This window comes from Limnohabitans sp., assembly GCF_030158565.1.
In the GTDB taxonomy this organism is placed as follows: domain Bacteria; phylum Pseudomonadota; class Gammaproteobacteria; order Burkholderiales; family Burkholderiaceae_C; genus Limnohabitans_A.
The window spans coordinates 20,452-32,879 of record NZ_JAOASQ010000037.1; the positions used below are offsets into that span (position 1 = coordinate 20,452).

Here is a 12,428-nt window from a genome sequence, read left to right on the forward strand (position 1 = left end):
CGTGTCCGCTCATTTGAGCTGGATGCTGCCCGCAACATTGACCACCACGCGGGACTGACCCGCCTGCGCAGGAATGGGCATGGGAGATGGCGCGGCATCCATCTGCATCGAGGCCATGCGTACCTGAGGCGGCTCACCCGATGTCTCCTGATTGGTGACACGCACCTCGCGCAGACCTTAAGTGCCAAAGCCAAAGCTGGAGGCCAATGCACTGGCTCGCGCCTGGAATTGCGCCACCGCCTGACCCTGAATGCGGCTTTCGGTCTGGCGCTTGAGTTCAGGACTGACTTCCCAATGCATCTGACTGACGGTCAGGCCCTGCACGCGTCCGGCCACAGCGGTGATGCGCTCCACATCGCGACCTTGCAACACCAATTCGGCCACACCGGTCCAACCGTTGGTTTTGCCGTCGCGGCCATAACGCGGGGAGACCGACAATTGGCCTGTGCTGACATCCAGCAAACCCGCTTGAGCAGAACCTTGCGCCAAGCTCAATGCAGAAGCCAGCTGCGTTTTGATCTGCTTTTGAACGGCGGCTGCATCGGTCCCTTCTTTTTGCACGGCCAAGGTCATGACCAGCCAATCCTGAGTGACCTGCGCTGAAGCCGATGCGCTCAAATGCACAATCTGAGAAGAGGCAACAAGCGGATCCTTGGTCACAGAATTTTGTGCATGGGCCGTGATGCTGGACAACGCCACAATGATGACAGCAGACAAGCTGTTGAAATTTCGCATGAACACCTCGTGAAAATGAGGTGCCATTGTGAGCGCCCAAGGGCCGTCAACGGGCCATCAGACACTTCGACGTCGTATCAGGGTGTAACGCACCATGGCGCTTGGTCGTGCACCAAGCCCATCCACAAAGCCCAAGAGGACAAGCCCACCAGGGCCAAGCCGGCCACGCGCACGCCCCACGCGCCATCACCAAGGGTTTGCAGGCGCAGCAACAACCAAGGCCCGGTCCACAAACTCAAGCTCGAACCCAACGCGAAAAGAGCCATGCTGCTCGCGCCACTCAAAGGATCGCCCGCCAAAGCGGCGACCATCAAGGCGGAATAGAGCAAGCCGCAAGGCATCAGTGCCCACAAAAGTCCGACCAGCAAAGGCGCGACGGCGCCGGAGCGCTGATGAAAAGCACGAACACGCGCCCACAGTCTGCGGGCCCCTGCTTCGAGCCACACCGGCTGGCGCGCTTGCACCACCAACACCAGCCCCAAGGCCATTGCCGACAGATGCAGCAAGGTCCACAGGGGTCGCAAAGCAGCGGACTGGGTGGTGAGCCACCCGAGGCCCTGCACGCTGTACGCAGCGGCTGCGCCCAGCAATGAATACCCCAACATCCGACCGACTTGGAAAGTCCAAAGCGCACGCAGACGGTGCTCACCGGCCGCCTGCCCCAGACCTGCACAGGCAGCCCCACACATGGCAACGCAGTGAGGACCACCCAAGAGACCCATCATCAACGCAGTGATGGCCAAAGAACTTTGCATGTTTTTCCCGCTTGATCCGCGCTCCTGCGCAGACATCTTGCCCATCCTAGCTCAGATGATTTTGGAAAAACGGGTCCGATTGCGGTCGGCTTGCAGATAGCGGTCAAACACCATGGCCACGCCGCGCACAAAAAACCAGCCCATGCCGGTCACCTGAATGCCGGTGTCGCTCAGCTGCACCAAGCCTTGGCCCTGCATGTCATCGAGTTGCGCCAATTCGGCTGAGAAGTATTTCTTGAAGTCCACCAGCCAAGCCAGGTTGATGGACTCGAACTGCAACTGCCCCTGGCACATCAAGGCCATGATCACGGCGCGACGGATCAAGTCGTCACGCGTCAGCGCCAGGCCACGCACCACGGGCAAATGCCCCTGGTCGAGCAGATCGCAATACTCTTCCATGGTCTTGGCGTTTTGGCTGTAGGTGGCTCCCACACGGCCAATGGAGGACACCCCCAGGGCAATCAAATCGCAATCGGCTTGGGTGCTGTAGCCCTGAAAATTGCGGTGCAAGCGCCCTTGCCGCTTGGCCACAGCCAAGGCATCGCCGGGCAAGGCAAAGTGGTCCATGCCAATGTAGACATAGCCCGCCTCAGTGAAGGCATCCAGCGAACTGGAGAGCATGGCCACTTTGGCACCACCTGAAGGCAGCTCAGCGGCATGGATGCGCCGCTGAGGCTTGAAGCGCTCGGGCAAATGCGCATAGGCGTACAAGGCAATGCGGTCCGGGCGCAATTCATTGACCTGTGCCAAGGTGCGCTCAAACGACTCTGGGGTCTGCAAGGGCAAGCCATAGATCAGGTCGACGTTGACCGATTCGAAACCCAGACGGCGCGCAGCCGCCACCAGGTCAAACACCTGCCGAGCGGGTTGGACGCGGTGCACCGCTTTTTGCACAGCCGGATCAAAGTCCTGCACGCCAAAGCTCAGGCGGTTAAAACCCAGCTCGGCCAACACAGCCAAGCGCTGTTCATCGACGGTGCGGGGATCGACTTCGACCGAATACTCACCACCCGGCACAAACTCAAAATGCCGCCGCAGCATGTGCATCAATTCACGCAATTCGTCGTCACTCAAAAAGGTGGGCGTACCGCCCCCTAAGTGCAGCTGGCTGACAGACTGGCCCATGCCCAGATGGGCGGTGTGCAATTGCACTTCACGCGTCAAGTAACGCAGATAGGTTGCAGCCCGGTCTTTGTGCTTGGTGATGATCTTGTTGCAGGCGCAGTAGTAGCACAGTGACTCGCAAAACGGGATGTGCACGTACAAGGACAAAGGCGTTGGCTTGCCCATCGCACCCGATTTTCGCTGGTCAAGTGCTTGCAAATAGTCAGCTTCGCCAAACGCCTCCACAAAGCGGTCTGCCGTGGGGTACGAGGTGTAGCGAGGCCCGGGGACATCAAATCGTGTCAGCAATTCAGGCGTGATGAGGGACATGAGCCCACCCTTTAATCAAATCGTGTTCAGTACGGGTGTCGACTTTGCCCGCAAGTCATGCAGCGTGTTTTGACACAAGTCAATCTTCGTAATGGTTAACTTCAATTTTTGACTGTTTCCGGGTATACCCCGAAGAGCAGCAAAGAAATCGTATTAAGCTCAAGACTTGATCCAAGGCAAGAACCATTTGTCATCGACGAGATAACACCATGAATCCACAAGCCATCAAAGTCGCCTGCTCCAACTGCAACCTGCGCGAACTGTGCATGCCCATGGGTTTGAACGAACAGGACCTCAACCGACTCGATGATCTGGTGGCCGTGCGTCGCAAAATCAAACGCGGCGGTACCCTGTTCACCAATGGCGAAAAGTTCACATCGCTGTACGCCATTCGTACCGGATTTTTCAAAACCTGCCTGGCCACCGAAGATGGTCGCGATCAGGTGACCGGGTTTCAGATGGCAGGCGAGATCATTGGTCTGGATGGCATCGTGCACGATCAACACACTTGCGATGCGGTGGCCCTGGAAGACGCTGAAGTCTGCGTCATGCCCTTCGACCGTATCGAAGAGCTGTCACGTGAAGTGACCGCTTTACAGCACCATGTGCACAAAATCATGAGCCGTGAAATCGTGCGTGAGCACGGTGTGATGTTGCTCTTGGGCAGCATGCGGGCGGAAGAACGTCTGGCCGCTTTTTTGCTGAATCTGGTGCAACGCTTGCACGCAAGGGGTTTCTCTCAGTCCGAATTGGTGTTGCGCATGACACGAGAAGAAATCGGCAGTTATCTGGGCCTCAAATTGGAGACCGTGAGCCGAACTTTTTCAAAGTTTGTGGAAGATGGCACTGTAGAAGTCAAGCAGCGGCATGTGCGGATTCTGGACACCGATGGTTTGCAGCGCCTGGTCAACAACCCTGCACATTGTCATTGACGGCTTCAAGGGTGGGGAGCCCTTACAAAACTTGCATAAAAAAAGGGGCGTCACGCCCCTTTTTCAGTGTCAGCAGCAGCTGTTGTCACGCGCGCAGTCTTGCGGACGCGCGTTTGCGGGCACAGGGCAACGGTTGACCTCAAAGGGGGACATGGACAAGAGCGTGGTCAAACCGCTGGACACCATGGTCAGTGCCCAAAAGACAAAAAAAGCCACGGTGTAAACCCCTTGTCTGGACAGCGCCAAAGGATGACCAAACCACTGCAAGTCTTGGGGATCGACGAGGCCGAAAACCACCAACTCCAGCAAGCCGGCCACCAAAAAAGCAGGCCAGGCAATCCACATCATTCTTTGCGCTTTCATGTTTCGTCTCCTTGTTGGCCCAAAGGGCTTATTTTTTGGATGATTGGTCAGGCAGTTCACCGGTGGCCGCATGGTTACGAGCCTGAACTGCAGGCGCCAAAGTGATGCCGCTGCCTTGTGTCTGGGTGCTGACCTCTTGTGTCGACAACACGGGGTCTTGTCCGTGAGCCGCCAGATAAAAAGTCACAAAACCCGCGATCACCACGATCAAGGGGCCTGAAATGATCAACCAGACATGACCGTGTGTCCACCAAGGTCGGTCTTGAAAAGGCGAAGAAGTGTGGGAAGGCATGTTGGAAACCCTGTGTGTTGTGCTCAACGTGGCACGAGAAAAACAGACTTTTCAATCAACTCGGACTGCGCATGGCCGCCCTCGTCGATTGCACGAATCTTGAATTGGATAGGGTGTGAGCCGGGGGTTGCCGCATCATAGGGCAGCTGGACGCGCACCGAAATCCAACGCGACTCCGTGGCGGCCACGTTCGCATCGCCTTCGAGCAGCAAACTGATGTCGCGCAGACCGTCCACCGACAGCTCATAATTCATGGCCTTTTCGGCAGCGTTCATGATTTGCAGGCGGTAAACGTTTTCAATCTTGCCACCCGCCACAATGCGGGCCAGCGAAGCACGGTCACGCACCACATCCACCTTGAACGGCTTGCGCAAGCCCAAACTGGTGAACAAGGCGGCCACCACGACCACCAAAATGGTGATGTACAAAATGACCCGTGGACGGAACACATGGCGCAAGGTTTGCTCTTTGGTCCAGCCGTTTTTCATGGCGTGCTCGGTCGAGTATTTCACCAGGCCACGCGGATACCCCACTTTGTCCATGACGGTGTCGCACACATCGGCGCAAGCGCCGCAGCCAATGCATTCGTATTGCAGGCCTTTGCGGATGTCGATGCCGGTCGGGCATACCTGCACACACAAGCTGCAGTCTACGCATGAGCCCAAGCCCAATGTGGTCAGGTCGGCTTTTTTGGAGCGAGCACCACGGGGCTCGCCTCGCTCTGCGTCATAGGTGACGATCAGGGTGTCTTTGTCGAACATGGCGCTTTGAAAGCGCGCATAGGGGCACATGTATTTGCAAACCTGCTCGCGCATGAAGCCGGCATTGCCATACGTGGCGAAAGCATAAAAGAACACCCAAAACACTTCCCAGGAACTCATATTGCCCAAGAAGAACTCCATGCCCAGGTCTTTGATGGGCGTGAAATAGCCCACAAAGGTGAAGCCGGTCCACATGGCAATGGCCATCCAGACAATGTGTTTATAGACTTTCTTGAACAGCTTTTCGAGCGACATTTTTTCGCCGTCCAGCCGAATGCGCGCACTGCGATCGCCTTCGACTTTGCGCTCCACCCACAAGAAAATCTCGCTGTAAACCGTTTGCGGACAGGCATAACCACACCACAAACGCCCGGCAACCGCCGTGAACAAGAACAGCGAAAAAGCCGAGATGACCAGAATGGCGGTCAGGTAAATGAAGTCCTGCGGATACAGGACAAAACCAAAAATATAAAAGCGGCGTGCACCCAAATCAAACAGCACCGCCTGGCGCTGGCCCCACTCGATCCAGGGCAGACCATAAAAAACCAGTTGTGTCAGGACCACCATGAACCAGCGCCACTTGGCAAAGATGCCTTGCACGCTGCGCGGATAAATCTTTTGGGTCGCGGCATACAGCGACACCATTTGCACGTCATCCTCAGCAGCTGCCACCGGGACGATGGGCACGATCTTTCGGGAAGGGTTTTCTTGGGAGTCCAAAACACGGGCTTTCAAATGAACAGAACACCCTCAATGGGGTGTTCTGAATCGGTCAACGATGGATGGGCGACCTTATTTGGCTGCGGCCACTGTCTTGTTGGACAGGCCCCAGACATAAGATGCCAACACATGGATCTGGCCTTCCGTCAACTTCGAAGCCTGTGCAGGCATCTGGTTGACTTTGCCGTTGTTGATCATGTTGACGATGGCGTTTTCACCCCAGCCGTGCAACCAGATGTCGTCCGTCAAGTTGGGGGCACCCATGGCGTGGTTGCCTTTGCCGTCCATGCCGTGGCAAGCCGCGCAAGCACCGAACTTGGACTTGCCCAAAGATGCACGCAGTGAATCATGTGGACTGCCCGACAGGCTGAGCACATAGTGGGCCACGTTGCGCACGTCTTCGGGCGAGCCCACAGCTGCGGCCATGGGGGGCATATTGCCGTTGCGGCCCTGGGTCAAAGTCGCCTTGATGATGTCGGGCGTGCCGCCATACAACCAATCGGCATCGGCCAAGTTAGGGAAGCTCTTGCTGCCGCGTGCATCAGAGCCGTGGCACTGGGCACAGTTGTTCATGAACAAGCGGTCACCGATGGCCATGGCCTGTGGGTCTTTGGACACTTCTTCTGGGGGCATGCCCGAGAACTTGGCGTACAAAGGGGCCACTTCGGCATTGGCTTTGGCGACTTCGGCGTCGTACTGACCGGCCGATGTCCAACCGAACTTGCCAGCCAGGTTGCCCACACCGGGGTACATCGCCAAATACATGAAAGCGAACACGATGGTGATGATGAACAAGCCCACCCACCAGCGTGGCAGCGGGTTGTTCATTTCACGCAAGTCGCCATCCCAGACGTGGCCCGTGGTGTTGTCATTGGCCGTCATGGCCTTGGCTTTGCCGCTGAACCACAGAAGGATCAGACAGGCCATGATGCTGACCAGCGTGATGCCGGCCACATACAAGTGCCAGAAATTGCTGATGAAGTCACTCATTTCGATTCCTTTAATTTGTTATGTGCTGAGGACGATTCAGTCATCCTGACGAAACGGCAGTTGCGCCGCTTCGTCAAAATTGGCCTGGTTACGGCGTGACATGGCCCACCAGATGATGCCCAGGAAGATGGCAAAAGTGAGCACGGTCACGATGGAGCGCAGGGTATTGATGTCCATGGTGAGCTCCGTTTATTTGCGGTGGATGCCCATACCTTGCAGGTAGGCGATCACAGCGTCCAGTTCGGTCTTGCCCTTGACGTCGTCCGTGGCCTTGGCGATTTCTTCATCGCTGTAAGGTGCGCCCAGCGTGCGCAGGCCCTTCATGTGCGCAGGCAAGCTGGCACCGTCCACGGGGTTCTTTTCGAGCCAGGCGTACGCAGGCATGTTGGACTCGGGCACCACATCACGCGGGTTGTTCAGGTGGATGCGGTGCCATTCGTCACTGTAACGGCCGCCCACACGCGCCAGATCGGGACCGGTGCGCTTGGAGCCCCACTGAAATGGTCGGTCATAGACGAACTCACCGGCCACCGAGTAAGGACCGTAACGCAGGGTCTCCGCACGGAAGGGACGGATCATCTGCGAGTGGCAGTTGTAGCAACCTTCGCGCACATACACGTCACGCCCCGCCACTTGCAGCGCGGTGTAAGGCTTGAGGCCTTCCACCGGCTGGGTGGTGGACTTCTGGAAGAACAGGGGCACGATCTCGACCATGCCGCCGAACAGCAACACGATCAGGATCAGCACGATCATCAAGAAGTTGCTGGTTTCGATTTTCTCGTGGGACATACCGCCCGATTTTTGGTTTTCAGCCATGTTTTATTTCTCCTCAGGCGTGGGCTGTCAAGCTTGGAATCTGGACTTCGACGGAACGACCCTGGGTCGCTGTCTTGATCACGTTCCACAACATCACCACCATGCCGCCCAGGTACAACAAGCCACCGAGCAAACGCAAGACATAGAACGGGAAGGTGGCTTTCACCGACTCCACGAAGGTGTAGGTCAAGGTGCCGTCAGCGTTGACAGCGCGCCACATCAGGCCCTGCATCACACCGGCAATCCACATCGCGGCGATGTAGATCACGATGCCGATGGTGGCGGTCCAGAAGTGCAGTTCAATGGCTTTGGTGCTGTACATCTTTTTCTGGCCAAACAGGCGAGGAATCAGGTAGTACATCGAACCCATGGTCACCAGACCCACCCAACCCAAGGCACCCGAGTGCACGTGGCCCACGGTCCAGTCGGTGTAGTGGCTGAGCGCGTTGACGGTCTTGATGGACATCATCGGACCTTCGAAGGTGGACATGCCGTAGAACGACAGGGACACGATCAAAAAGCGCAGGATCGGGTCGTCACGCAGTTTGTGCCAGGCGCCCGACAAAGTCATGATGCCGTTGATCATGCCGCCCCAGCTGGGTGCCAAGAGGATCAGCGAGAAGACCATGCCGATCGACTGGGTCCAGTCGGGCAAAGCGGTGTAGTGCAGGTGGTGAGGACCGGCCCACATGTAAGTGAAGATCAGCGCCCAGAAGTGGACGATCGACAGGCGGTACGAGTACACAGGGCGCTCGGCCTGCTTGGGGATGAAGTAATACATCATGCCCAGGAAGCCTGCGGTCAAGAAGAAGCCCACGGCATTGTGGCCATACCACCACTGCACCATGGCGTCCTGCACACCGGCGTAGGCCGAGTAGGACTTCATCATGCCCACGGGCAGCGCGGCGCTGTTGACCAGGTGCAGCAAGGCCACGGCGATGATGAACGCGCCAAAGAACCAGTTGGCCACATAGATGTGACGGACCTTGCGGGTGCCCACGGTGCCAAAGAACACCACGGCAAACGCCACCCAGACCAGGGTGATCAGGATGTCAATCGGCCACTCCAGTTCGGCGTATTCCTTGCCGCTGGTGTAACCCAAAGGCAAGGTGATGGCCGCCAGCAGGATGACCAGTTGCCAACCCCAGAAGGTGAAAGCGGCCAATTTGTCGCTGAACAGACGGACGTTGCAGGTGCGCTGCACCACGTAATAGGCCGACGCGAACAAGCCGCAACCGCCAAACGCAAAAATCACCGCATTGGTGTGCAGCGGGCGCAAGCGGCCATAACTGAGCCATGGAATGCCCAGATTCAGCTCGGGCCAGGTCAGCTGGGCCGCGATGATCACGCCCACCAGCATGCCCACCACACCCCAGACCACCGTCATGATGGCGAACTGCCGTACAACGGTGTCGTTGTACGAAGTCGCCTGCATATTGGCAAATTTCATTTTCACCTCTTCTTTTTAAAAACTACTGCCAGAGTTTGACCGGGTATACACCCAGCCCACTTGATCAAAATCAATCGTTGCGCAAAATGCGCTCGCCTTCGGCCTCAATGTCCTCAAATTGCCCTCGGTGAATGGCCCACCACAGACCGGCCAGGATGAAAAACACCAAACCGACCGACAGGGGAATCAACAAATACAGGATGTCCATGGCTGTTCTTTCATGCTGCAGGCGTGCTGGACGCCACATCTTTGGACAAGCGCAAGGCGTTGAGGACCACCAGCAAGGAACTCAGTGCCATGCCCAAACCAGCCGCCCAAGCTGGCAACCAACCCAAAAGGGCCAGAGGAATGCACGCGGCGTTGTAAAGGGCGGCCCACACCAGGTTTTGCTTGACGATCCGCAGGGTCTGACGGCTTCGCACCAGGGTCTGCACCAGCGCGTGAAGCTGCCCCCCCATGAGCACAAAATCGGCCTTGGATTGCGCCAAAGGGACCGCCTGCCCCAAGGCAAAAGACACATCAGCCCCCGCCAACACCGGCCCATCGTTCAGGCCATCGCCCACCATGGCCACCCTGTGCCCGAGGGCTTGCCAAGCCTGTACCGCCTGCAATTTGTCCTGCGGGCTGCAAGCCCCACGGGCATCGTCGATGCCCACGCAGGATGCCACCTGCGCCACGGCGCTTTGCGCATCGCCCGAGAGCACTTTGAGCTGCAAGCCCAGCTGTTTCAAGGCCTTTGCCACCGCAGGAGCCTCTGGCCGAACCTCTTCTGCCAGTTCAAACGTAGCGATCCAGCCGGCATCGTCGGCCAAACTGACCTGCAAATGCGCGCCTTCATAAATGGGGGCTTGGCAATAAGCGGCCGAGCCCAAGCGCAAAGGCACAGCGCGACCCGAAACGGTCAACACCCCGGACACGCCCTGCCCCGCTTTCTCGGAAACCGCCTGCGCCGTCTCGGACTCCAAGCTCGAAAGGCTGCCTTCGGCCAAGGCACGTTGACGGGCTTCTGACCACAAGGCCCGCGAAACCGGGTGCAGGGAATGGCGGGCCAGGGTTGCCGCCCACTGCAAAGCTTGCGCCTGCGAGGTGCCCACCCGGGTGTGGATGTTGGCCACTTCAAACGCATCACGGGTCAGCGTGCCCGTCTTGTCAAAGATCACGGTGTCAATGGTCGCCAGATTTTGCAAAGCCTCCAGGCGGCGCACCAGCACCCCACCTCGCGCCAGCGCACCGGCCGAAGCCAGCATGGCCGCAGGGGTCGCCAAAGACAACGCGCAAGGACAGGTCACGATCAGCACGGCCACCGCCACCATCAAGGCATGGGCAGGATCGGTCGGCCACCAATAAATGGCCGAAGCCAAAGACACCAACAAAATGGCCAACAAAAATGGCTTGGCCCAGCGGTCCACCAGCAAAGCCATGGAGGGCTTGGACAAAGAAGCACTCTCCATCAAAGAAACGATTTGGGCATAACGCGTGGCAGCCCCCACTTGCTCGATCTTCACCTCGATCGTGCCGCTCAGGTTGTGGCTGCCTGCAATCACACGATCGCCAACCTGCCGCGATAAGGGGCTCGATTCCCCCGTGAGCAAGGCCTCGTCCACCTGCGTTTGACCGGCCAGCACCAGGCCATCCCCGGCCAAGGCCTCGCCTGGCAGCACCTCAATGACATCGCCCACCGCCAAACGGCGAATGGAGATCAATGCCCACAGCCCATCGGGCATGCGTTTGCGCACACTGTCAGGCAAGCGGTTGAGCACCGCCTCCAGTGCGCCTGCAGTGCGGTCGCGCATGCGCAACTCCAGCCAACGCCCGGTCAACAGAAAGAACACAAACATGGTCAACGAGTCAAAATAGACCTCGGCCCCAAAAGGACCGGTGGGCTCAAACGTGCCGATGCTGCTGACCACAAAGGTCACCACCATACCCAAGGCCACCGGCAAATCCATGCTCACCTGCCGGTGCCGCAGGTCGCGCCAGGCGCTGCGCAAAAACGGGGTGCACGAGAAAAACACCACTGGTAAAGACAAGACCCAGGAGGCCCAGCGCAGCAAATGCACCATCTCGGGCGTGATGTCGCCCGGCTCGGTCACATAGACCGGGGTTGCATACATCATCACTTGCATCATGCACAGCGCGGCCACGGCCAGGCGCCAGACCATGCGGCGCCCTTCCTGACGGCGCCTTTCATGGGCATGTGCATCGTTGGCGGGTATGGCCTTGTAGCCAAAGCGCTCAACCGAGCGCATCCATTCAGAGGGCCGGGTGAGCTCCGGCGACCACACAATGCGGCCGCGGTGGCTGGCGGCATTGATTTGCACAGCCCCCACACCCGGTACGGCGCGCAAGGCATCCTCGAGGGTGATGGCGCAAGCCGCGCAATGCATGCCTTCGAACACCACGCTGGAGCTCCAGCAACCGGCCTGGGTTTTTTCCGGAAGACTGAAGGCGGCCCACTCCTGCGGATCGTCCAGCAATTTCAGACCTTGCTCGCGTTCCAATGCGTCTTCTTGCGCGATGGCAAGAGGTGGAGATGGCAAAACATTGACTTCAGTCATGCCTGAACGATAAGCCAAGGCCCTGACACGAAGCTTGATGTGCATCAAGAAGCGGGCCAGCGCTGCGATTTAAACTGAAGTTTTCAACGACGCTGAGGAGCACCTTATGTACAAATGCATTCTTGTGGCCACCGATGGTTCCACCCTGTCCAAAAAAGCCGTGACCAACGCGATCGCGCTGGCCGCCACCTGCGGCGCCGAATTGGTCGCCCTGAAAGTCGTGCCCCGTTACCCCCAAGCCTACTTTGAAGGCAGCATTCCTTTGTCCGCCTCGGAAGTCAGCCGCATCGAAGGCCAGTGGACTGAAGCCGCCAAAGCCGCGCTGGATGCGGTCCAAAAAACAGCCAAAGCCAAAGGCGTGGTCAGCAAGAGCGTGACGGTGAAGTCTGATGTGGTCTCGGACGCCATCATTGCCACAGCCAAAAAGCACAAAGCTGATCTGATCGTCATGGCCTCGCATGGCCGCAAAGGCATCAAACGCTTGCTGCTGGGCAGCGAAACGCAACAAGTACTGACCCATTCGCACATCCCTGTGCTGGTTCTGCGCTGATCTGTGCGGGAGCCCCTCGGGGCTCCCGCAGGTGATGGGTGGCGCCTGAATGGCGTCATAAAATAGTACTCA

At 58.0% G+C, this 12,428-nt stretch carries 15 protein-coding genes; 2 read left to right on the forward strand and 13 right to left on the reverse strand.

Translation table 11 applies throughout. The features are described 5' to 3' along the window. Positions 1–9: 9 nt before the first annotated feature. The 4 genes from Q1W40_RS07630 to hemN all read right to left on the reverse strand — a co-directional run bounded on the left by Q1W40_RS07630 (position 10) and on the right by hemN (position 2,924). Positions 10–165 carry a hypothetical protein gene (locus Q1W40_RS07630; RefSeq protein WP_300710648.1) on the reverse strand — a complete coding sequence of 52 codons (156 nt, stop codon included), beginning with the start codon at positions 163–165 and terminating at the stop codon, positions 10–12. Between the two features lie 12 nt (positions 166–177). After that, positions 178–735 carry an SIMPL domain-containing protein gene (locus Q1W40_RS07635; RefSeq protein WP_300710649.1) on the reverse strand — a complete coding sequence of 186 codons (558 nt, stop codon included), beginning with the start codon at positions 733–735 and terminating at the stop codon, positions 178–180. Between the two features lie 77 nt (positions 736–812). After that, a complete protein-coding gene (locus tag Q1W40_RS07640) occupies positions 813–1,490 on the reverse strand; it encodes a sulfite exporter TauE/SafE family protein (RefSeq protein ID WP_300710651.1) in 678 nt (225 codons plus the stop codon). A gap of 51 nt (positions 1,491–1,541) precedes the next feature. Further along, entirely contained in the window at positions 1,542–2,924 is a 1,383-nt protein-coding gene (gene hemN / locus Q1W40_RS07645) for an oxygen-independent coproporphyrinogen III oxidase (protein ID WP_300710653.1), read from the reverse strand. A gap of 209 nt (positions 2,925–3,133) precedes the next feature. Here hemN and fnr point away from each other — a divergent pair, with 209 nt between their 5' ends. Beyond that, a complete protein-coding gene (fnr, locus tag Q1W40_RS07650; protein WP_108322780.1) occupies positions 3,134–3,856 on the forward strand; it encodes a fumarate/nitrate reduction transcriptional regulator Fnr in 723 nt (240 codons plus the stop codon). A gap of 69 nt (positions 3,857–3,925) precedes the next feature. Here the strand turns inward: fnr and Q1W40_RS07655 are convergent, their stop codons facing one another. From Q1W40_RS07655 to Q1W40_RS07695, 9 genes are all read right to left on the reverse strand, one after another. Beyond that, positions 3,926–4,219, reverse strand: coding sequence for a hypothetical protein (locus tag Q1W40_RS07655; RefSeq protein WP_300710656.1), 294 nt, complete (start codon positions 4,217–4,219; stop codon positions 3,926–3,928). A 28-nt stretch (positions 4,220–4,247) separates the two neighbouring features. Then, entirely contained in the window at positions 4,248–4,511 is a 264-nt protein-coding gene (locus Q1W40_RS07660; RefSeq protein ID WP_300710658.1) for a nitrogen fixation protein FixH, read from the reverse strand. Positions 4,512–4,534: 23 nt separating this feature from the next. After that, positions 4,535–5,992 carry a cytochrome c oxidase accessory protein CcoG gene (gene ccoG / locus Q1W40_RS07665; RefSeq protein WP_300710660.1) on the reverse strand — a complete coding sequence of 486 codons (1,458 nt, stop codon included), beginning with the start codon at positions 5,990–5,992 and terminating at the stop codon, positions 4,535–4,537. A 72-nt stretch (positions 5,993–6,064) separates the two neighbouring features. Continuing rightward, entirely contained in the window at positions 6,065–6,982 is a 918-nt protein-coding gene (gene ccoP / locus Q1W40_RS07670; RefSeq protein WP_300710662.1) for a cytochrome-c oxidase, cbb3-type subunit III, read from the reverse strand. 36 nt (positions 6,983–7,018) lie between these two features. Next, complete coding sequence (locus tag Q1W40_RS07675; RefSeq protein ID WP_108330154.1) at positions 7,019–7,159, reverse strand: cbb3-type cytochrome c oxidase subunit 3; 141 nt, start codon at positions 7,157–7,159, stop codon at positions 7,019–7,021. A 12-nt stretch (positions 7,160–7,171) separates the two neighbouring features. Next, entirely contained in the window at positions 7,172–7,798 is a 627-nt protein-coding gene (ccoO, locus tag Q1W40_RS07680; protein ID WP_300710666.1) for a cytochrome-c oxidase, cbb3-type subunit II, read from the reverse strand. A gap of 13 nt (positions 7,799–7,811) precedes the next feature. Continuing rightward, entirely contained in the window at positions 7,812–9,248 is a 1,437-nt protein-coding gene (gene ccoN, locus Q1W40_RS07685; RefSeq protein ID WP_300710668.1) for a cytochrome-c oxidase, cbb3-type subunit I, read from the reverse strand. Positions 9,249–9,318: 70 nt separating this feature from the next. After that, a complete protein-coding gene (gene ccoS, locus Q1W40_RS07690) occupies positions 9,319–9,456 on the reverse strand; it encodes a cbb3-type cytochrome oxidase assembly protein CcoS (protein ID WP_089960903.1) in 138 nt (45 codons plus the stop codon). Between the two features lie 10 nt (positions 9,457–9,466). Continuing rightward, entirely contained in the window at positions 9,467–11,806 is a 2,340-nt protein-coding gene (locus Q1W40_RS07695; RefSeq protein WP_300710675.1) for a cation-translocating P-type ATPase, read from the reverse strand. A 106-nt stretch (positions 11,807–11,912) separates the two neighbouring features. Here Q1W40_RS07695 and Q1W40_RS07700 point away from each other — a divergent pair, with 106 nt between their 5' ends. Then, positions 11,913–12,356 carry a universal stress protein gene (locus Q1W40_RS07700; protein ID WP_300710677.1) on the forward strand — a complete coding sequence of 148 codons (444 nt, stop codon included), beginning with the start codon at positions 11,913–11,915 and terminating at the stop codon, positions 12,354–12,356. Positions 12,357–12,428 lie beyond the last annotated feature (72 nt).